General features: G+C 57.5%; 15 protein-coding genes. 8 read left to right on the top strand and 7 right to left on the bottom strand.

The genetic code is table 11. The features are described 5' to 3' along the window. Positions 1–6: 6 nt before the first annotated feature. The 4 genes from GbCGDNIH6_RS01195 (at position 7) to GbCGDNIH6_RS01180 (ending at position 7448) form a co-directional block, all read left to right on the top strand. A complete protein-coding gene (locus GbCGDNIH6_RS01195) occupies positions 7–1029 on the top strand; it encodes a lysylphosphatidylglycerol synthase domain-containing protein (protein ID WP_072562568.1) in 1023 nt (340 codons plus the stop codon). 445 nt (positions 1030–1474) lie between these two features. Further along, on the top strand, positions 1475–4657 hold the full coding sequence (locus GbCGDNIH6_RS01190) for an efflux RND transporter permease subunit (RefSeq protein WP_072562567.1): 3183 nt from the start codon (positions 1475–1477) through the stop codon (positions 4655–4657). Then, a complete protein-coding gene (locus GbCGDNIH6_RS01185; RefSeq protein WP_072562566.1) occupies positions 4657–5853 on the top strand; it encodes an efflux RND transporter periplasmic adaptor subunit in 1197 nt (398 codons plus the stop codon). Before GbCGDNIH6_RS01190 ends, GbCGDNIH6_RS01185 begins: the two co-directional genes overlap by 1 nt. Continuing rightward, a complete protein-coding gene (locus GbCGDNIH6_RS01180) occupies positions 5850–7448 on the top strand; it encodes an efflux transporter outer membrane subunit (RefSeq protein WP_072562565.1) in 1599 nt (532 codons plus the stop codon). Before GbCGDNIH6_RS01185 ends, GbCGDNIH6_RS01180 begins: the two co-directional genes overlap by 4 nt. Positions 7449–7527: 79 nt before the next feature. Here the strand turns inward: GbCGDNIH6_RS01180 and GbCGDNIH6_RS01175 are convergent, their stop codons facing one another. Beyond that, a complete protein-coding gene (locus GbCGDNIH6_RS01175; protein ID WP_157692286.1) occupies positions 7528–8850 on the bottom strand; it encodes a glycosyltransferase in 1323 nt (440 codons plus the stop codon). A 54-nt stretch (positions 8851–8904) separates the two neighbouring features. Here GbCGDNIH6_RS01175 and GbCGDNIH6_RS12295 point away from each other — a divergent pair, with 54 nt between their 5' ends. Further along, on the top strand, positions 8905–9048 hold the full coding sequence (locus tag GbCGDNIH6_RS12295; RefSeq protein WP_157691953.1) for a hypothetical protein: 144 nt from the start codon (positions 8905–8907) through the stop codon (positions 9046–9048). Between the two features lie 112 nt (positions 9049–9160). On the opposite strand, the gene GbCGDNIH6_RS01170 is transcribed toward GbCGDNIH6_RS12295, so the two are convergent. Beyond that, positions 9161–9493: a hypothetical protein gene (locus tag GbCGDNIH6_RS01170; RefSeq protein ID WP_072562563.1), complete on the bottom strand. Its 333-nt coding sequence runs from the start codon at positions 9491–9493 to the stop codon at positions 9161–9163. Positions 9494–9638: 145 nt separating this feature from the next. Next, complete coding sequence (gene pdxH, locus GbCGDNIH6_RS01165; RefSeq protein ID WP_072562562.1) at positions 9639–10280, bottom strand: pyridoxamine 5'-phosphate oxidase; 642 nt, start codon at positions 10278–10280, stop codon at positions 9639–9641. 222 nt (positions 10281–10502) lie between these two features. Between pdxH and fabI the strand changes: the two genes are divergently transcribed. The 3 genes from fabI (at position 10503) to GbCGDNIH6_RS01150 (ending at position 16690) form a co-directional block, all read left to right on the top strand. Beyond that, the gene (gene fabI / locus GbCGDNIH6_RS01160) at positions 10503–11336 is read left to right on the top strand and encodes an enoyl-ACP reductase FabI (protein WP_072562561.1); all 834 of its coding nucleotides are present in this window, start codon (positions 10503–10505) and stop codon (positions 11334–11336) included. Positions 11337–11355: 19 nt separating this feature from the next. Continuing rightward, positions 11356–12444 (top strand): chorismate synthase, encoded by a 1089-nt coding sequence (gene aroC / locus GbCGDNIH6_RS01155; RefSeq protein WP_072562560.1) that lies wholly within the window; start codon positions 11356–11358, stop codon positions 12442–12444. A gap of 289 nt (positions 12445–12733) precedes the next feature. Further along, entirely contained in the window at positions 12734–16690 is a 3957-nt protein-coding gene (locus tag GbCGDNIH6_RS01150) for a Pls/PosA family non-ribosomal peptide synthetase (protein ID WP_072562559.1), read from the top strand. A gap of 53 nt (positions 16691–16743) precedes the next feature. On the opposite strand, the gene GbCGDNIH6_RS01145 is transcribed toward GbCGDNIH6_RS01150, so the two are convergent. From GbCGDNIH6_RS01145 to GbCGDNIH6_RS01130, 4 genes are all read right to left on the bottom strand, one after another. Next, positions 16744–17484 carry a TlyA family RNA methyltransferase gene (locus GbCGDNIH6_RS01145; protein ID WP_072562558.1) on the bottom strand — a complete coding sequence of 247 codons (741 nt, stop codon included), beginning with the start codon at positions 17482–17484 and terminating at the stop codon, positions 16744–16746. Next, positions 17484–19490 (bottom strand): 1-deoxy-D-xylulose-5-phosphate synthase, encoded by a 2007-nt coding sequence (gene dxs / locus GbCGDNIH6_RS01140; RefSeq protein ID WP_072562557.1) that lies wholly within the window; start codon positions 19488–19490, stop codon positions 17484–17486. Before dxs ends, GbCGDNIH6_RS01145 begins: the two co-directional genes overlap by 1 nt. Positions 19491–19559: 69 nt before the next feature. Further along, positions 19560–20489 carry a polyprenyl synthetase family protein gene (locus tag GbCGDNIH6_RS01135; protein WP_072562556.1) on the bottom strand — a complete coding sequence of 310 codons (930 nt, stop codon included), beginning with the start codon at positions 20487–20489 and terminating at the stop codon, positions 19560–19562. A gap of 66 nt (positions 20490–20555) precedes the next feature. Continuing rightward, positions 20556–20822 (bottom strand): exodeoxyribonuclease VII small subunit, encoded by a 267-nt coding sequence (locus tag GbCGDNIH6_RS01130; protein ID WP_072562555.1) that lies wholly within the window; start codon positions 20820–20822, stop codon positions 20556–20558. Between the last annotated feature and the right edge of the window lie 88 nt (positions 20823–20910).

Here is a 20910-nt window from a genome sequence, read left to right as displayed (position 1 = left end):
GCCGCCATGAACACCCCCGTCCTTCTGGGCCTGCTGGCAGGGCTTGCCATCGTTACCCTGCTGGTACTGGAGCAGAATGCAGGTGCGGTCTGGCACAGCCTGACTGCCATCGGCTGGGAAGGCTTCAGCATCATCGTCCTTTATCATCTGATCCTGATCGGTCTGATGGGCCTTGCATGGTGGATGCTGGGGCGGAACAAAGGACGGCCATGGTGGTTCACATGGGGGCGCCTGATCCGCGATTCAGCCGCCGAAACCCTGCCCCTGTCACAGCTGGGCGGCTACGTGCTGGGCGGACGCGCAGCAGCACTGGCCGGTATTCCCGGGGCTTTTGCCGCGGCATCCACCGTCGTCGATGTCACGACAGAACTGGTCGCACAGCTGGTCTACACCCTGATCGGCCTCACCCTGCTGTCATGGACCCGCCCCGATAGCGGGCTGGTCACGCCCCTGCTCTATGCCGTATCGGGCATGGGCGTACTGGTGTCGCTGTTCATTATTCTGCAAGCCAGAGGATTAAAGGGCACCGATCGGATCGGCGCATCCCTCTCCCGCCATCTGCTGGGGCAGACACTGGCCCGCTCCGCCATGGTGCAGGATGATATCCGCCAAATTTATGCAACCCCTTCCCGCCTGTTTCTGGCCGGAGCACTGCATCTCCTGTGCTGGATCATCAGCGGGCTTGAAACATGGATGACCATCCGCCTGCTCGGCATCAATCTGCCCGTTACCAGCGCCATTGCCATCGACAGCCTGCTCTATGGCATACGCAGCCTTGCCTTCATGATCCCGAACGCAATTGGCGTGCAGGAAGGTGGCCTGATCTTTTTGGGCGGCCTCTTTGGCCTCAGCGGAGAAGCCGCCCTTGCCGTATCGCTGATCAAACGCGGGCGTGATCTGGCCATCGGTATTCCCGCCCTGCTGCTATGGCAATGGGCTGAAGGCCGACGCGCCCTGTTGCAGCGTAACCGCCTTCCCCCCGATCAAGGCGCCCCTCCAACCATTCGATCTGCAAAAGACTTGCATTAAGACGATAATCGTTCTGATATCGCTTCGATGATTCTATAGAAGCCCGCCAATAGCATATCGTACATTCAAGTAAACAATTTATCCTTTCTTAGGTATTTATTCTTATCAAAAAACAAATAATCCTCAATTATAATGACAGTAAAAATAACTTTCGTTCATTGCTTGCGAAGGCAATCTTAAACACGATTTTAGTTACTCATTTGATTACTTTTATGCAGAACTCCATGCGAGCTAAGGAAAAATAACATGCATCGCCTGCAACTATTAATGCCTTGTCATCTGCCTGCCTTGACTTCTCTGCGGAATCATCGGCCCTTTGGCTCTCAGGATAGAAAATTTCACGAGAGCAAAACAGATGCAGCCGGACGTATTTCGGCATAAAGGCAACCGACCGACTCTACGTGAGGAAAGCTTCCCACTATGAACGACCGCCGGGATTAGACGAATGAACGCACTCGTTCTTGTTGCTCTTAGACGACCATATACTTTCGTTGTTTTATCGATTGCCATTGTTTTCTTTGGTATTCTGTCCATCCTCAAAACACCAACAGACGTATTTCCGACCATCCGCATCCCGGTTATCGCCGTCGTATGGACATATGGGGGCCTGCTCCCTGATGAATTCGCAGGCCGAATCATCTATAATTTCGAGCAAGGCGTTACCTCGACCGTCGAGGGAATCGAACATATGCAGTCCGATTCCTATTACGGTCGTGCAGTCGTTAATATTTTCTTCCAGCCGGGCACCGAAATCGGCTCGGCCGAAGCAGACGTCGTCGCGATCTCTCAGACCGTGCTGATCACGATGCCGGAGCATACTCCGGCACCGATGATCATGAAGCTGGAAGCATCCTCGGTTCCAGTCATTACGCTGAAGCTGACATCCGACAACATGACGCCCTCGGATCTGTTCAAACTGGCGCAGATCCGTATCCGACCCATGCTGGTGACCGTTCCGGGCGCAATCGTCCCCCACCCTTACGGTGGTATGGACAGCTTCGTCATGATCAGCCTGAATCAGGAACAGCTGCAGGCGCACCATATCTCGGCCATGGACGTGCAGAAGGTTCTGGATACCCAGAACGTTGTGCGCCCGGCAGGTGACCAGAAAATAGGCCCGACAGACTGGATGGTGCAGACCAACGCAACGCCCAGAACCGTCGAGGAAATCGCCAATATCCCGGTTAAACGTGTCGGCAACGCGGTCGTTTACATTCACGATCTCGGCGAAGTGTACCGGGGCGGCCATCCACAGACCAACCTCGTCCTGGTGCATGGAAAACAGGCCGTTCTGCTGGTCGTCATGAAAAGCGGTGAAGCCTCAACCCTGAACGTGATCAACGGCGTGCGTGATCTCCTTCCGCGTCTGGAAAAAGTCATCCCCGCCAGCAGCCATATCAGCGTGTTCAGTGACGCCGCCGGTTTCGTGAAAGGCGCCATCACGGACGTGTTGCGGGAAATGACCACCGCAGCGGCACTGACCGGCTTCGTGGTCATCATGTTCCTTGGTTCATGGCGTCCTACGGTCATCATCGCGACCTCTATTCCGCTGGCCATTCTCTGCTCCCTGATCGGACTTGGCTGGCTTGGTCAGACCATCAACGTGATGACGCTGGGCGGGCTGGCGCTGGCGGTCGGCATCCTGGTGGACGACGCCACCGTGATGATCGAGAACATCGATACCCATCTTGAAATGGGAAAAGATCTGGAAACGGCCATTGTCGATGCCGCCAACCAGATCGTGATCCCGACCTTCGTCTCCACCACCTGCATTTGTATCGTCTGGCTGCCTCTGTTTGCCCTCAGTGGCGTATCGGGCTGGCTGTTCATGCCAATGGCGGAAGCTATCATTCTGGCCATGGCGGCCTCTTTCATTCTGTCCCGCACTCTGGTGCCGACCATGGCCAAGTATCTTCTGGTCGGGCATGGGCATCAGGGCCATGGCGCCGAACATGGGGAAGGCCATCATCCCCATCCTCCCAAACGTCCGGGTTTCTTCACCCGCTTCCAGAAGGGATTCGAGAGGGGCTTCTCCTCTTTCCGGGAGGGATATGGGCGCTTTCTGGAGGGCGCCATCCGGCAGAGAAGAACCGTCGTTTTGAGCATGCTGGCCTTTTCCATTGCCTCTCTCGGGCTGTTCGGGATCATGGGGCGGGACTTCTTCCCCGAAGTAAAATCCGGCCAGTTGCAAATGCATATGCGTGCACCGCTCGGCTCACGTATCGAAGTCGCCGGACGTATCTCCGCACTGGTGATCAACCGGATGCATGAGCTGCTGCCCGGTCAGGTTGCCGATGCCGTCGCCAATTGCGGCATGGCGGAAGCACCTCACAACCAGGCCTTTATTCCGACCCCGACCATCGGCACTCAGGATTGTGACTTCACAATCATGCTCAACAATCCTGAATCTGAGGTCTGGGATTATCGCAGACTCCTGCGCAAGGAATTGTCAGCCAGTTTCCCCGGCACGGTCTTTACCTTCCAGCCGGCCGAGCTGACGGCAAAAATCCTGAACTTCGGCTCCCCATCCCCGATCGATATCAAGATCCAGGGGCCGGAACTGGAAAAGCTGTATCAATATTCACGGATGCTGGTGAATAAAATCCGACGCATCCCCGGCTCTTCTGACGTGGTTCTGCAGCAAATCATGCGGAATCCGACTCTCTTTATCCAGAATGACCGAACCTTCGGCAGTGAGACAGACATCACGGCAGGCGACCTGGCCGACAGTGAATTGATGACATTGTCCGGCAGTTCGACGGTCGACCCTCAATACTGGTTTGACCCGCATTGGGGTGTGACCTTTACCCTCAATACCTATATTCCGCAGCCTCAGCTCACTCACTTCAACGACTTGCTGACCGTCCCGGTTGGCGGATCGGCAAAAGACGCACATTCCCAGATCCAGCTACTGGGTGGCGTCAGCCATGTCGGGCCCGTCGGCACGCCTGGAGAAGTGACCCGCTACAACTCGATGCCGAGCTTCGACATCTATGTGTCCACCGAAGGCATCGATCTGGGCACTGTTCTGAAAAATGTTGAAAAAATCGTTGAGGAAAACGCCAGCACACTGCCCCGTGGTGCAATCGTAGAGATACAGGGGCAGGCCCCCACAATGCGGGAAGCCTATGTCCAGTTGATCGGCGGCCTGTTCGTCTCGGTCGCCGTGATCTATCTGCTGATCGTGGTGAATTTCCAGTCCTGGATGGACCCGTTCATCATCATCACCGCTTTGCCGGGGGCACTGGCCGGAATTGCATGGAGCCTTTTCCTGACCAAAACCAATATCTCGGTGCCTGCTCTGACAGGCGCGATCATGTGCATGGGCACAGCCACCGCCAACTCCATTCTGGTGGTGTCCTATGCCCGTGAACGGATGGAAATACATGGCAAGGCCCTGACGGCAGCGCTGGAAGCAGGGTACGGGCGTATCCGTCCGGTGATCATGACGGCAAGCGCCATGATCGTGGGTATGATCCCGATGGCAACCAGCAACTCCGAAAATGCTCCTTTGGGTAAGGCCGTGATCGGCGGCCTGATTATGGCCACGATCTCCACCCTTGTGTTTGTCCCCTGCATTTACGCGATTGTTTATGGCCGGCGTTCTGCTTCCAAAGGAGCGGCATAATGAAAATCAGACTCCCCTACGTCATTGTCCTGCTTGGCGGCTGTGCGCTTGGTGTCTATGCGTTCACCCTGTTCAGGGAACAAGTGACCAAGGTCTCATCCCTGAAGGATGAGACCGATTATAACGCAATTCCCGATGTCACAGTGGTCAAGCCGAAACTGGCATCAAACCAGAAAAAACTGACGCTGCCCGGCACTCTGGACGCATGGTATCAGGCCAAGATCTATCCGCAGGCCACCGGCTATGTGAAAATGTGGTACAAGGATTATGGCGCCGTCGTCAAAGCGGGCGATGTGCTGGCCGAGATCAATACCCCCATGCTTGATGCCGAATATAATCAGGCAAAGGCTGATTACGAAGCCAAGGTAGCCAAATACAATCTGGCCAAGATCAGCGCAGAACGCTGGCACAATATGCAAAAGGCCAATGCCGTCTCCGGTCAGTCCGTCTCGGTTGCGGATGCCAATCTCCAGTCCGGTTACGCGGAAATGCAGGCAGCCGCCCATACTGTCGCCAAGTATGAAGCACTGGAACGGTTCAAGACCATCGTGGCACCGTTTGATGGCGTTGTGACCGCTCGTAACATCAATGTCGGAGACTACGTCCGTTCCGGCACTGGTGAACATGGCGAGGAAGACGAAGCAACGCAGATGTTCACAGTCTCAGACATGCACAAGATGCGTCTGTTCGTGTCCGTGCCGCAGAACTTTGCCGCCATTCTTCAGCCCGGCATGACAGCGAACATCACCCTGCCTCAGGATCCGGGCAAGGTATACAAGGCTGACTTCCTGACAATTGCCCGCAGCTTCAACTCCGACACCAGAACGGCGATTACAGAATTCGTACTGGATAATCCTGATCACGCCCTGTGGCCGGGCACTTTCGCCTCCGTGAATTTTACGGCTCCCGTGCCTTACAAAAGCTTCGAGATTCCCACGGCAACTCTGGTCTTCGAGGAACCCGGCCTACAGGTTGCGGTGATCGACAAAAACAATCACGTCCATTTCAAGAACATCAAGGTTGGCACGATGGCGGATACATCGACAACCGTGACCGAAGGGGTGAAAGAAGACGATGTGCTGATCAAAAATCCTCCAGCCGATCTGCTGGAAGGACAGACAGTTCGGATCACCAAGCCGATGAACGGATATGAGGGCAATAACTCCCCGGCGGATGAAGAGGTTTCCGAAGAATGATGCCCTCTCTCCAGACATTGCAGAAGGGACTTCAGTCCCTTCTGAAGGCAAGTAGTGCCCTTATTTGTTCCGGTATCGTCGCGGGCTGCAATCTCGCACCGGACTATAAAGTGCCGAATTTCATTGTTCCGGCTTCCTGGCATGGGCAAGGGCCGTTCAGGGAAGCCACACCAGCCGATACGCAAATTCCACAGAAATGGTGGGTTCTGTTCCAGGATCCAACCCTGAATGATCTGGAGGAACGCGCCGTCGTCAACAATGCTGATCTTCAGGCGGCAGCCGAACGATTCCTGCAGGCACGCTCGATGATCATGAAAGTGCGGTCAGAGCTTCTGCCGCATGTCGGGATTCAGGCCGGTGCCTCGAATAACAGGCAGTCGGCTGACAGCCTGTTCTATGCACCGGGCAGCGCACTCAACCAGAGCGACACGTTCTATGGAGCGGTGGCATCCTGGGAACCTGACTTCTGGTCCAGAATCCGCAACCGTCTTCGTGCCACAGAAGACTTCGTGCAACAGCGTGCCGCCGACTATGCCGGTGCAAGACTGAGCATGGAGGCCGAACTGGCATCCGAATACATCATGCTGCGCGGACTGGACGCACAGGAAGAAATTCTGAATCAGGCAATCGCCTATTATAACAAAGCGATTGAAATTACAGGCGCGCAGGTCAGCAATCAGGCGGCGCCGCCGCTGGATCTGATCCGTGCCAAAAATCGTCTGTATGTCACACAGGCTCAGGAACTTGATATTCGCGCAGAGCGGCAAGTGGTTGAACATGCGATCGCAATTCTGACCAACGCCTCACCCAGCACGTTCCACATTCCCGCAAAAGATCATTTTGACTTTCCGAATGTAAATGTGCCGGTCAGCGTACCGTCTCTGCTTTTGCAGCGTCGGCCGGATATTGCTTCCTCGGAACGCAAAATGGCTGAAGCCAATCGTATGATCGGTGTGGCAAGGGCTGCATTCTATCCGGATGTATCGCTGGCAGCCAATGGCGGCTTTGATGCCAGCGGTTTCAATCTTGGGACGCTGCAAAACAGCCTGTGGTCCTATGGTGCAGCCGTGAACATCCCGATTTTCGAAGGTGGCCTGCGGCGGGCCGAGCTGCAAAACTCATGGTCCGTCTATCGCGAAACACGGGATGATTATCGCTCCAGGGTGCTGTCTGCGTTCAAAGAAGTGGAGGACGGACTTTCCAAAACGACCCTCTACCAACAGGAAGTCGTCAAGCTGGAAGAAGCCGTCAAGACAGCTTCACAGATGCAGGCGATCACCATGACGCTGTATACCGGTGGTCTATCCAACTACCTGGATGCGATTATCGCGCAGGAAGCAAAGCTCGATGCGCTGATGTCCAAAATACAGGTGCATGTGAAATATGAAAAATCGGTGGTGGAATTGATCAGATCTGTCGGTGGTGGCTGGAGCACGACCCAGATTCCGCCGAAAGACCAGCTTCAGTCCTTCGATGTCTTCCAATATGACGGGCTGCGTCATCCCAAGGATATTGGCGGCATTCCGGTGGAAGCCAATCCTGAGAAATTTGAAAACCTGACGGCGCCCTATATGCCTTCAGCAAGTACACACTGAACAATAAAAAATCCGCCCGGCCATAAAGTCGGGCGGATTGATGGACATGAACAGAATTTTTATTCTGCCAGCACTCCGCTTACAGATCATTCCCTTGCAAACCAGCAGACACAAAAGCAGCTTTTATCAAAGCGTCGATTCGCTCACGCGAACAGTTTTTCTGAATATAAGAAAGGCAGCGCTCTGAAATTTTATTGTATAGTTCCAGATCATTATGCAGATTGAGTATCGCCTTGACGAGGCTTTGCGTATCCCCACCTAACAGGGCATTCATGGACAATGGCAGGTCCATACCTTCCGCAGCAATCGGAGTGCAGACGCAGGGAATGCCAGCGGCAAAACTGTCGAGAACCTTTCCTTTAAGGCCAGCCCCATAGCGTAGAGGCGCGACTGTCAGCCGCGCAGTCATAAAAACATCCCGAAGATCAGGGACCGGTCCGATAAAATGAACCCGCCCATGGCGTACACCAACCAGATGTTTGGGAAGGCCCGTACCGTATATCCGACAATCAATGGTTGGATCGATCGCCCATATTTGTGGCATCACCTCATTGATAAGATACTCTGCAGCATCACGATTGGGCGCATGCTTGTAGTTGCCAATGAAAGCAATGCCCTGGCGCTGGTAAAATGTGGCGGATACCGGTTCTGCATCAACCGCCCACGGAATGACATGCACATTGGCTGCAGGCATTTGAGTGCGAAGAAGATCGCGTTCGTAAGAAGAATGCGTGATAACGGTGTCAACCTGCCAGGCTGCCGCTAACTCGGCTTTCTGTGTACGAAAAGCATCCTGCCACAGCGGCGCATCCTGTGTCATCTCGGCCTGGCGCATCATGCGCACAGCGTGAAGATCAGCGACCAGATAGGCAATAACGGCATGCGGATTCCAGTACCGTATCAGCGGAATATATCGTATCGCCATTGAAGTGCGATGGATATAAACCGCATCGAACTGCCCGACATTTCTGCGCAGCACATCCTCAATACTGCGAAAAAGCGGCGGTGCATAGAAGTGAACCCCTATACCCGTCAGGAAATCAGGTGCAGCATCATACTGTACTGCTGCAAAACTGACTTCCATCCCAAGACGCTGGAGAGATTCAATATGCGATACGATCGCGTTGGAGCCGGCATCACGATTTTTTGCCGGAACTACTTCATCGAGAACAAGCACACGGCATCCGGTGAAAGGATGAATTTTCTCCGCAGGTAAGCGATCCAGAAAATCATCTTCCCGGCAAAGAGAATCTGTTTCAACCATACGCTGGGCAAGCTGCTCTGCCTGATCCAGCAGAAAACCGGCGGCCTGTTCCTGTCCCTCCCTACTTTCAATACTGCGGAGAAGACTGGACAGACCGTTTTTGAATTCCTCGTCGAAACAGTTTTCAGCCTCCAGCATATGGGGCGAGTTTTTAAGCTCCTGCCCGCTGGCTTCATCAATCAGGCTGATGACATGTCTTTTGACCGGATCAAGGGCGATGTCCCATTCCAGCTCAAACCCATGATAGCCAGTCCCGATACCGGCCTGCTCAAGATCAGGGCGATAACTGTTGGCAACAATAATGGAAATGAACTCTCCATTGCAGAGACACCGTAATTTTGGCGGCACATGGGGATCATCCGGATTAAACGCCCAGCCTTTGACCTTTCTTCGGGTCACAGAATCGACATGGCCGATCATCTTACTATCCTTCCGACCTGCCCCAGGCTCAGGCAGTCCCCCCCGGGCTGCGGCAAATCAGCAGAATCATATTGCAGATACCGGATACTGATTCTGGATCGTCAGAGATCACGGCAAGCTTTTTTCCGGATTTCAGATGACCGGCCAACATTTCCACATAGTGTTTTGGAACCACGACAGGGGCATCCCCCTCTTTTGCCAAATACCAGTAGCGGTCTTCCTTAAGCATTTCCGGGTTCTGCTCATCAGAATTCTGCAGCAGTATCTTGAACGGCATATCATCAACCCAAGTGGGTGACAGATCCGGACCATCCCCTTCAAGCCGGATACCTTCTCCATCGTATAAGGTGCCAGTAATCATCCAAAAAATCCCTTCAAACGTAAATTTAATTAATATTACTCGTATTAAAAACACATTCTTTGAAAAATGCGCAGATGTCTTGAGATTATCATGCCCAAGAGTATCATTAAAGCATTTATATTAACTCTGACGGTTCAAGAAACGCTCAGGGATAAAGCCTCTCCTGCTCCCAGCTTTTCCCCTGACGCTTGAACACCAGCCGGTCATGCAACCGGAACGGCATCTGTTGCCAGAACTCTATCACTGCCGGAGTGACACGATAGCCGGACCAATAGGCCGGACGGGGAATATCGTCTCCCCGATAGCGCGCCTCTTCCTCCTCCACGCGCTTTTGCAGTGTCTTACGGTCAGGAAGGGGGCGGGACTGATCCGATGCGCGTGCACCCAGACGTGAGATGCGGGGGCGCGTATGGAAATAGGACTCTGCTTCCTCCACTGCAACCGGCATGGCCTTGCCCTCGATACGGATCTGCCGCCCCAGAGATTTCCAGTGAAACAGCAGGGCGACCTGCGGATTGGCGGCAATCTCCACTCCTTTCCGGCTTTCCGTATTGGTAAAAAACACGAAGCCGCGCTCTGGATGCTCCGCCGCATCAACACTCCGTAGAAGTACGATACGGGCGGAAGGAACACCAGATGACGACGCCGTCGCCAGGGTCATGGCATTGGGATCATTCGGCTCGGCCCCTCTGGCATCCTCCATCCACAGGGAAAAAGCAGCAAAAGGATCGTCAAAAGCCAACTCAGGTGCCTGAAATGGGGATTTTGCGTCACTATCCATGCTCATGAGATCTTTCCTCCCCGCCCATGCCTTGCCGAAAGCAGCGGCCCTGTGCCACCACCATCCGGCGCAGGGTCGTACCACACTGTCCTTCCGCCCTGCCCCGCAGTTTCGTCAAGTCCAACCGCCCTGCCCCTATGCCAGACGGTATCAAGATCCGCCTGTTTTTTTACTAACCATGGCATCTTTTGCCAGAACTGACCGCCCCATGATGAGGAACCTGACACCATGACACAGAGCGGACCCCGGACTGGAACTTTGATGCAGGGGAAACGCGGTCTTATCATGGGTGTCGCCAATGACCGTTCCATTGCCTGGGCCATCGCGCAAGCCTGTGCCGCACAGGGGGCGCAACTCGCCTTCACCTATCAGGGGGATGCTTTGGCCAAGCGGGTCATTCCACTGGCGGAAAGTGTTGGCAGCTCCCTGATTGTTCCCTGCGATGTCGGTGATGATGCCTCGATGGATCAGGCTTTTGCCCAGGTTTCCGATCATTTCGGCGGCAAACTGGATTTCCTGGTCCATGCTATTGGCTGGGCGGACAAGAATTTTCTGCGCGGCCGGTACCTGGACATTCCGCGCGATGCGTTTCTGCAGGCGCTGGACATCTCATGCTACAGCTTCACCGCTGTCTGTCGTCGTGCAGCAGAGTTGATGAGCGATGGGGGCTCCATGCTGACGCTGAGCTATCTGGGAGCGGAACGCTGGATGCCGCATTATAACGTGATGGGCGTGGCCAAGGCAGCACTGGAAGCCAGCGTGCGGTACATGGCCGCCGATCTGGGTGGGAATGGCATCCGGGTGAACAGCCTGTCCGCCGGGCCGATCAAAACGCTGGCCGCCAGTGGAATCGGCGATTTCCGCTATATCCTGCGCTGGAACGAACTGAACGCGCCGATGGCCCGTAATGTTACTCTGGCTGAAGTCGGCAATGCCGGTCTGTATCTGGTGTCTGATCTCAGCAGCGGCGTGACCGGCGAAAACCACCATGTCGATTGCGGTTATCACATTGTCGGCATGAAAAATCCTCTCGCCCCCGACATTGCGGTGGTTTCAGACTGAAAGCCTCACGGTCAGCCTCATGTCCCATAACAGTTTCGGCCATCTGTTCCGCGTCACCACCTGGGGGGAAAGCCACGGCCCCGCCATTGGCTGTGTCGTAGATGGCTGCCCCCCCGGCATTCCACTGACTGAAGCCGATATCCAGCCCGCACTGGACCGCCGCCGGCCCGGCCAGTCACGCTTCACGACCCAGCGCCGGGAAGCCGATCAGGTACGCATTCTTTCCGGCACATTCGAGGGCGTTACAACCGGCACCCCGATCGCACTGGAAATCCAGAACACTGATCAACGATCGAAAGATTACGGAGACATCGCCCAGCGATACCGCCCCGGCCATGCCGACCTGACCTATGATCTGAAATACGGCATCCGGGACTATCGCGGTGGTGGTCGCAGTTCGGCCCGTGAAACCGCCTGCCGGGTCGCCGCCGGCGAAGTAGCCCGTAAAATCCTTGGTGCAGGAATCACTATTCGGGCGGCTCTGGTCAGAATAGGGCCCCACGGGATCGACCGCTCACGCTGGGACTGGTCCCAGATTGAGGCCAATCCGTTTTTTTGTCCCGATCCGGTCGCCGCTGAGCAATGGGCAGTCTATCTGGATGAGATCCGCAAACGCGGCTCTTCGGTCGGAGCGGTGGTGGAAGTCATTGCCGAAGGGGTGCCGGCCGGCCTCGGCGCGCCGCTTTACGGGAAGCTGGACAGCGATCTGGCCGCAGCCCTGATGAGTATCAATGCCGTCAAAGGCGTGGAGATTGGAGATGGGTTCGACGCAGCCACCCTGACAGGGGAAGAAAACGCCGATGAAATCTTTGCTGCCCCCAATGAAGCCGGAGGAACCCACATTTTCGGCTCCAACCATGCAGGCGGCATTCTGGGCGGCATTTCCAGCGGACAGCCGGTCGTCGCGCGGTTCGCGGTTAAACCGACCAGCTCCATTCTGATCCCCCGCCGGTCGGTCGGGAGGGATGGACAGCCGGTCGAGGTCATCACCAAAGGCCGCCACGATCCCTGCGTCGGCATCCGCGCAGTGCCGGTTGGCGAAGCAATGGTCGCCTGTGTGCTGGCTGATCATCTGCTGCGTGATCGGGCACAGAACGGCCTGCGGTGATCTGACCCCACTTTGAACTGGCACAGCAGGGACAAGCAATATCCTGATAAGCGACCGCAATCTTAATACAGATTCAATATTATTGCTTCAGAACAACATTGCTTCCTGTCACTAGATACCGTGAAATGACCTTGCTTGGTGTGACAGGTTATCGCTTACCATTTACTATAACCCAGCCCGCCACCGGCCATGACGCCAGGCAGGCTTATTATTGAACACGCGGAATTTGCGCGGTGGAATGACAAAGTCTGCTGCCTGTCCCGTGCGATGGAGAGTCCGTTTGAACGAGATGCGTGATATCCCTGCTCCGGTCACACCAGACCATGGCTCTCTGGCAGATGTTTTCCGTGTTACCGCCGCTCGTTTGCCTGAAAAAATCGCCATCCGCTTTCGCGGGCAAACCATCAGCTATGCAGAGCTTGACGCACTCAGCAGCCGCTGGGCGGCCGTTCTGGCGGCACGCGGCATCGGGCCGGGTCGTTTTGTCGGCATCTGGATCACACGCTCCATTGCCCTGCATGCCGCTATTCTCGCGGTTCTGAAAACCGGTGCGGCCTATCTGCCTTTTGACCCCGAAGCTCCGCGTGAACGCGTCGATATCAGCGTCGAGGACTGCCAGGCCGCCGCAGTGCTGGTCGATGCCGCCCATCTGGCACTGGCCGATGGGCTGAGCGTTCCTGCGATAACGACCGATACGCTGGATGAAACCGCACCCGCCGTCGCGCCGGGTGCCGATGCGTTTCAACCGCCTTCTTCAAACGATCCGGCTTACGCCATCTACACATCCGGCTCGACCGGCAAACCGAAAGGCATTGCCGTCTGCCAGAGCAATATTCGCCATCTCTTGCAGTCCGAAAACGCGGTTCTGAACATCCGCGAGGATGATATCGTCTATCAGGGTTTCTCCCCCGCTTTCGACATGTCGCTGGAGGAAGTGTTCATCTCCTATCTCGCCGGCGCGACACTGATCGTCGCCCCGCCGGAGCTGGTCCGCGCCTCCGACGCACTGCCGGATGTGCTGACCGAGGAGAACGTAACGGTCCTGCACTGTGTGCCGACCCTGCTGGCCATGCTGGACCGCGATGTTCCCTCCCTGCGTCTGATCAATATGGGTGGTGAGGCCTGTCCTGCCGCACTGGTGGATCGCTGGTGGAAGCCGGGGCGTCGTCTGCTCAACACCTATGGCCCTACTGAAACCACTGTCACCGCTACCGCGGCAGAGCTGGAGCCGGGCGATCCGATCACCATCGGCTATCCGCTGCCGGGCTATACCACTTATATTCTGGACGAAACGACGCTGGCTCCTGTTCCGGCCGGTGAGGGCGGAGAGTTGCTGATCGGTGGCCCGGGTGTGTCCCTCGGCTATATTGGTCGCCCGGAGCTGACCGCCGAAAAATTTATCCGCAATCCTCTCGCCGCTGCGGATGCCTCCAATATTCCCGACCCTGTCCTGTATCGCACCGGCGACAAGGCAAGCTTTGATACCGAAGGCCGCATCGTTTTTCATGGCCGTATTGACGATCAGATCAAATTCCGTGGCTACCGCATCGAAACCGGGGAAATAGAGGCCGAACTCGGCAAGCTGGACGCGGTGCGGGCAGCGGCGGTCGTGCTGCGTGAGGACAGCGCCGGCACACAGCATCTGGTCGCGTTCATTTCCTATGCCGAGGGCGCAACACCCGATGCCGGTACGATCCGCGCGGCACTCGCGGCCAGATTGCCCGCCTACATGCTGCCGACCGTATTTCTGGCGCTGGACGAGATTCCCCGTCTGCCCAGCGGCAAGATCAATCGCAAGGCGCTCCCCGCCGTCATTGAGACCATTGCACCTGAAAAACGTGATATCGTAGCACCGCGCAACCCGGCTGAGGCAGCACTGGTGGAGGCGGCGCAAGCCGTGTTTCCACATATTCAGGTCAGCGCCATCGACGATTTCTTTCAGGATCTCGGTGGCCATTCACTTTCGGCAGCCGGGCTGGTCTCACGGCTGCGACAGGATGAGCGGTTCCGCTCTGTTTCCATTCAGGATCTGTACGAGTGCCGCACACTGGACCGGCTGGCAGCCAAATTTGCCGACACGGCAACCGGGGATACAGAAGCCGCACTGCCTCCTTTCCAGACCGTGCCGCCATGGCGTCATCGCCTGTGCGGGGCAGCCCAGTCCGTAGCCCTGATCCCGATTTTCGGACTTCAGGCCATTCGGGACATCGTGCCGTACCTGGTCTTCTCAGCCCTGATGGAATTCGACTGGACTGTCCGTCAGGCGATTTTAGGCACATTATTGACCTTCGTGCTGACTCCGCTGGTCATCACCGCCATCGCCATTGCCGCGAAATGGCTGGTGATCGGGCGCTATAAACCCGGCAGCTATCCGCTATGGGGAAGTTATTATTTCCGCTGGTGGTTCGTATCGCGGATGCTTCAGGTCGTGCCGGCGGCTTTCATGGCCGACACGCCTGCCTACAGTATTTATTGCCGTCTGCTCGGGATGAAAGTCGGCAAGGATGCGCATCTCGGCTCGGTCGGATTCGGGGCCGCCGATCTGATAGAAATCGGCGCCGATACCAGCATCGGCAACGAGGTGTTCCTCAACAATGTGTCGATCGAAGGCGGTATGCTTCATATCGGCCACATCCGGATCGGCGCGGATTGCTATGTCGGCTCCCGCGCCGTGGTCGAACGCGATGCGGTGATGGAAGACCGGGCCGAATTGGGCAATCTGTCTGCCCTGTCCGCAGACCACACGATCCCGGCCGGCGAGATCTGGAACGGCTCCCCCGCCAGCTTCACTGCGAAAGCCGCACCGGAAACACAGCCGGAACGCGTTACACCCTTGCGCCGCGTGGTGTTCGATACCGCCCTGTCACTGGTGATGGCCATATTCCCTGTCATCGCCTTCGTGCCATTGCTGCCCGGCATGGTGATCTATGATCAGCTCCATGATGGCCGCTGGAGCATCGGCGCGGTGCCGCTCTATGCCCTGATCCCGCTGCTGTCGGTCATGTATATCAGCTTCATGCTGGCCGAGATCGTGATCCTCCGCTGGCTGCTGCTCGGGCGGGTCAAGGAAGGCGTGTATGATGTGCGCTCGGCTTTCTTCCTGCGCAAATGGTTCGTCGATCATCTGATGGAGCTGGCACTGGGGGCTGTTCACGCTATTTACGCCACACTGTATGTCGTACCTTGGATGCGGGCACTGGGTGCCAAAATCGGCGAATATACCGAGATTTCCACCGCGACCTCCGTCACGCATGATTTGCTGGAAATCGGGCCGGAAGCTTTCATCGCCGACGGCGTGATGCTGGGGGACGCCGATATCCGCCATGGCAGGCTATACCTGCGCAAGACCGTCATCGGCCGTCGTAGCTTTGTCGGTAACTCCGCCCTGCTGCCGGATGGCACCTCCATCCCCGATGAATGTCTGGTAGGGTGTCTGTCCGTGCCCCCCGCAACCGACAAGGCACCCCTCAAGGACGGTCAGACCTGCCTCGGTAGTCCCTCCTTTATTCTTCCTACACGGCAGAGCTTCACCTGCCATGCCGAGACCCTGACCTTCCGTCCCGGCCCGATCCGCATCGGCATGCGCCTGTTAATCGAAGGTATTCGGGTGCTGCTGCCGCCTACGCTGTTCATCGCCATGCTGGGTCATGCGATAAGCTGTTTCGACTGGACCTATGACCATTACGGATTGCTGGCCTCCTACGCGGCGGTGCCGTTTATCTACTTCACCGTGATGGGTATCCCATCCCTGGTGAGTGTTGCCCTGATGAAATGGGTGCTGATCGGGCGCTATAAATCGGCGGAAGTGCCGATGTGGACGCCGTTCGTGTGGCTCAGCGAGGCGATTACCGCCACCTATGAAGGGCTGGCCGTACCATTCCTACTCGATCCATTCCGCGGCACGCCTTTCCTGCCATGGTCGTGGAAACTACTGGGCGCGAAGGTCGGACGCCGTATCTGCGCCGACACCACAGACCTGACCGAATTCGATATGGTGGAAATCGGTGATGATGCCGCACTGGATACGAATTGCGGGCCGCAGACCCATCTGTTCGAGGACCGGGTCATGAAAATCGGTCTGGTCCGGCTGGGTGCGCGCACCTCGCTCGGTACCATGTCCATCGCGCTGTATGGCAGCACGGTGAATGAGGATGCCCGGATCGGGCCGCTTTCTCTGGTCATGAAGGGAGAATCCATCCCGGCCGGAACGGTTTGGTCCGGTTCTCCAGCACGGCGGCAAAGCTGAAATCGGGGCTGGATCACCAAAAAAAGCCGGGGTGCAGCAGCATCCCGGCTTTTTTATTCCTTGACTGCCGCAATCAGAAATTCACGATTGCCTTCCGGGCCGGTGATCGGACTTGGCTCGATCCCAAGCACGCGCCAACCGGGCAAAGCCTGCCACCACTCCTGGATCATGCCGCAGACGGCCTCATGCACGGCAGGATCGCGCACCACTCCCTTGGCACCGATCGCCTCTCTTCCAGCTTCAAACTGGGGCTTTATCAGAGCAACAGCCCATCCACCTGAAACGACCATCTCCAGCGCAGCTGGCAGAACCGTCCGCAGACCGATGAAGCTGGCATCGCACACAACCACTTCGATCCGGTCGCCGCCGAGAGTCTCAGGGGTCAGATGACGGGCGTTGGTTTTTTCGAGCACGACAACACGGTCATCAGACCGCAATTTCCAGGCCAACTGACCATGGCCCACATCCACAGCATGGACTTTGAGCGCGCCATGGGTCAGCAACACATCGGTAAAACCACCTGTAGAAGCCCCGACATCAAGACAAATACGTCCCTGCGGTGACAGGCCGAAATGCTCAAGACCATGTGCCAGTTTCAGCCCCCCGCGTGAGACCCAGGGATGATCCTGCCCACGCAGTTCCAGCGGCGCCTCTTCCGGCAGCATATCGCCAGCCTTGGCGATCCGACGCTCCTGAGAGAAAACCAGCCCGGCCATGATCACGGCCTGCGCCCTGGACCGGCTTTCCGTCAGACCGCGCTCTACCAGAAGCTGGTCGGCACGCTTCTTCGCCATCAGGCGGGCTGCGCCGCCGTGACACCGACATCAACCAGTTTCAGGACGGTATCTCGAATTGCATGATGGTCAAGTCCAGCCTGTCTGATCTGGTTTGGCTGGGTATCATGGTCGATATAGCGATCGGGCAGGATCATGGAACGGAGTTTCAGCGCATGGCCATCGCGCGCATCCAGCAGGCCAGCCTGCGCCAGATGCTGCATAACGTGGCTGGCATAGCCGCCGATCGAGCCTTCCTCAACAATCACCAGAACATCGTTCTCCCGCGCCAGACGCTCCACCAGCGCCGTGTCCAGCGGCTTCACGAAGCGGCCATCCGCCACCGTCACCGTCAGCCCATGCGCGCCAAGATCATCCGCAGCCAGCAGAGCATCCTGCAACCGGGTGCCAATGCTCAGGATCGCGATCCCGCTCCGACCCTCCCGCACGAGGCGGCCTCGACCGATCGGCAGGATATCCCCGCGCAGGCGACCTTTCTCATCACGCGGCAGCGCAACGCCTACGCCTTCGCCACGCGGATAACGCACCGCACTCGGCCCCGCATCATAGGCCGCAACCGTCGCCACAGCATGCACAAGCTCCGCCTCATCAGACGGAGACATAATCATCATCCCGGGCAGACAGCCCAGATACGCCATGTCGAAACTGCCGGCATGCGTCGCCCCATCGGCCCCCACCAGCCCAGCACGGTCAATCGCAAAGCGCACCGGAAGGTGCTGGATCGCAACGTCATGCACCAGCTGGTCATAACCGCGCTGAAGAAAGGTCGAATACAGTGCGCAGAACGGAACCATCCCCTCCACCGCCAGACCAGCCGCAAATGTCACCGCATGCTGCTCCGCGATCCCCACATCAAAGCAACGATCCGGGAACCGCTTCTCAAACGCGTCCAGACCCGTGCCGGACGGCATCGCCGCATTGATCGCAACAACGCGGGGATTATCCTCCGCCGCCGCAATCAGCGCCTCCGCAAAGACTTTCGTGTAGGTCGGCGCCGCGGGCTTTGCCCCAGGAACAGGCGCGGGCTTGATCTGCTCGCCCGTCACAACGTTGAACCGGCTCACCGCATGATATTTGTCCGCAGACGCCTCCGCCGGCGCATAGCCATGACCCTTCCGCGTGATCGCATGCACCAGGATCGGACCCGTCTCCTCCGCATCCCGCACATTGCGCAGAACCGGCAGAAGATGGTCCAGATTATGACCGTCAATCGGGCCCACGTAATAGAAGCCCAGCTCCTCGAACAGCGTGCCGCCCGTCAGGATGCCGCGCGCATATTCCTCCGCACGGCGCGCCGTCCGCTCGATCCCACGCGGGAAATGGCGCGCCATCTTCCCCGCCAGATCGCGCAGGTTCAGGAAGCTCCGCGAGGACAACAGACGAGACAGATACGCCGACATCGCCCCCACAGGAGGCGCGATCGACATGTCATTGTCGTTCAGGATCACCACCAGGCGCGACTTCAGGCTGCCGGCGTTGTTCATCGCCTCATACACCATCCCGGCGCTCATCGCCCCGTCGCCGATCACCGCGATCACATGCTCAGGTCCCGCCCCAACCTCGCCCGCCGCGCGACGCAGATCCCGCGCCACCGCCATGCCAAGACCAGCCGAGATCGAGGTCGAGCTGTGGCCCGCGCCAAACGGATCGTATTCGCTCTCCGAACGCTTCGTGAAGCCGGACAGGCCGCCTCCCATCCGCAAGGTCCGGATGCGATCGCGACGGCCCGTCAGGATCTTGTGAGGATAAGCCTGATGACCAACATCCCAGATCAGACGGTCAGACGGAGTATCAAACACCGCATGGATCGCAACCGTCAGCTCAATCACACCAAGCGCCGCGCCAAGATGCCCGCCCGTCACCGAGACAGCGTCTACCGTCTCCGCACGAAGCTCATCCGCAACCGCGCGCAGCTGATCCGATGACATGTTCCGTAAATCAGACGGGTAACGAACTCGGTCCAGCGTCGGAGTCTCATGGCAACGGACAGGGGTTGTTTCAGTCATAAAGTCAGTCTCACTCACACCGACGCGTCCATTCCGGCAGGCCGGAACGGCGCCTCATCAAAAAGCGCTTCAGCTACGGCGCGCCAGAACATAATCGACCAGAGCGGTCAGCATCGCCGCCCGTCCACCGAACACGGACAAAGCCGCCTTCGCACGGTCGGCCAGAGCCTGCGCCTCGTGCTTTGCACCATCGATGCCAAGCACGGCAACAAACGTCGCCTTGCCGGCGGCTTCATCCTTACCGGCGGTCTTACCGAGTTCTTCCGCCGTGCCTTCGGTATCCAGAATATCGTCTACAATCTGGAAAGCAGCCCCAAGATCACGCCCGTAAGAGGCCAAAGCTTCCTGCTGGGCCGGCGTAGCCGCGCCGAGAATACCCCCTGCCTCGGCACTGTACTGAATCAGCCGCCCCGTTTTCAGGGCGTGCAGACGCCCCACCTGCTCCGTCGTCAGTGCCCGTCCTTCCGATGCCATATCGATCATCTGGCCACCGACCATACCATCCGCACCCACAGCCCGGGCCAGAGCCAACACCAGCGCACAGCGTGCAGCCGGATCAGGATGCGTGGCCGCATCCGCCAGCAATTCGAACGCGCTGGTCTGAAGGGCATCACCGGCCAGAATAGCGGTTGCCTCATCAAAGGCACGATGGGCGGAAGGTTTGCCTCGGCGCAGATCGTCATCATCCATCGCCGGAAGATCGTCATGCACCAGAGAATACGCATGCAGCATTTCGACCGAGGCCGCGGCACGCACACCGGAGTCAGCGGCTACACCATCGAACAGGGCAGCACTTTCCAGCACCAGAAACGCGCGCAGACGCTTGCCACCATTCAGAACCGCGTAGCGCATCGCCTCCACCACCCGCGACTCCGGGCCGGGGGGAACAGGCAGCAGGCGATCCAGCGCCGCCTCGACCTCATGGGCGCGACGGGTCAGAGCCTCCTTTAAAGCCGAGGCCGGCAGCGTATGGACAAGCTCATGCGTCGCCACGGTCATATCCGCTTCATTCCCGTATGGATGATGGTCATCATAATCCGTTTCCGGCCGTTTCCAGTCGAACTCTCAATCGTTCAGCGGACGGGTGCCGGTGACGCCATCCGCTGATTCCACAATCGCCGCCACCCGCGCTTCGACATCAGCAAGCTTCGTCTCGCAGTGGCGACGCAGTGCATTGCCCCGCTCATACGCGGCAATAGCGTGTTCCAGTTTCTGCTGGCCCCCTTCAAGAGCACGCACAATCTGCTCCAGCTCGGCCAGCGCATCCTCGAAAGACAAGGACTCGATGGGAGCGGAAGACACAGATGACGGTCCGCTTTTCGCGTCGCTCATGCCAATTCCTGCCTCTATCCTGCCGCTTACGCCGAAGGGCCAGTCTCGTAGCGGCTGTACGGGGTTTTGGATAGGGCCTTCAGCCCCC

Source organism: Granulibacter bethesdensis, from assembly GCF_001889525.1.
GTDB classification, from domain to species: Bacteria; Pseudomonadota; Alphaproteobacteria; order Acetobacterales; family Acetobacteraceae; genus Granulibacter; species Granulibacter bethesdensis_C.
This window is presented reverse-complemented; position numbering and strand designations above follow the sequence as displayed.

Bases quoted from the DNA above. Each gene is read 5' to 3' on its own strand.
- GbCGDNIH6_RS01195 (WP_072562568.1), top strand. From the start codon at position 7: ATGAACACCCCCGTCCTTCTGGGCCTGCTGGCAGGGCTTGCCATCGTT.
- GbCGDNIH6_RS01190 (WP_072562567.1), top strand. From the start codon at position 1,475: ATGAACGCACTCGTTCTTGTTGCTCTTAGACGACCATATACTTTCGTT.
- GbCGDNIH6_RS01185 (WP_072562566.1), top strand. From the start codon at position 4,657: ATGAAAATCAGACTCCCCTACGTCATTGTCCTGCTTGGCGGCTGTGCG.
- GbCGDNIH6_RS01180 (WP_072562565.1), top strand. From the start codon at position 5,850: ATGATGCCCTCTCTCCAGACATTGCAGAAGGGACTTCAGTCCCTTCTG.
- GbCGDNIH6_RS01175 (WP_157692286.1), bottom strand. From the start codon at position 8,850: ATGCTGGAGGCTGAAAACTGTTTCGACGAGGAATTCAAAAACGGTCTG.
- GbCGDNIH6_RS12295 (WP_157691953.1), top strand. From the start codon at position 8,905: ATGTCTTTTGACCGGATCAAGGGCGATGTCCCATTCCAGCTCAAACCC.
- GbCGDNIH6_RS01170 (WP_072562563.1), bottom strand. From the start codon at position 9,493: ATGATTACTGGCACCTTATACGATGGAGAAGGTATCCGGCTTGAAGGG.
- pdxH (WP_072562562.1), bottom strand. From the start codon at position 10,280: ATGAGCATGGATAGTGACGCAAAATCCCCATTTCAGGCACCTGAGTTG.
- fabI (WP_072562561.1), top strand. From the start codon at position 10,503: ATGACACAGAGCGGACCCCGGACTGGAACTTTGATGCAGGGGAAACGC.
- aroC (WP_072562560.1), top strand. From the start codon at position 11,356: ATGTCCCATAACAGTTTCGGCCATCTGTTCCGCGTCACCACCTGGGGG.
- GbCGDNIH6_RS01150 (WP_072562559.1), top strand. From the start codon at position 12,734: ATGCGTGATATCCCTGCTCCGGTCACACCAGACCATGGCTCTCTGGCA.
- GbCGDNIH6_RS01145 (WP_072562558.1), bottom strand. From the start codon at position 17,484: ATGGCGAAGAAGCGTGCCGACCAGCTTCTGGTAGAGCGCGGTCTGACG.
- dxs (WP_072562557.1), bottom strand. From the start codon at position 19,490: ATGACTGAAACAACCCCTGTCCGTTGCCATGAGACTCCGACGCTGGAC.
- GbCGDNIH6_RS01135 (WP_072562556.1), bottom strand. From the start codon at position 20,489: ATGACCGTGGCGACGCATGAGCTTGTCCATACGCTGCCGGCCTCGGCT.
- GbCGDNIH6_RS01130 (WP_072562555.1), bottom strand. From the start codon at position 20,822: ATGAGCGACGCGAAAAGCGGACCGTCATCTGTGTCTTCCGCTCCCATC.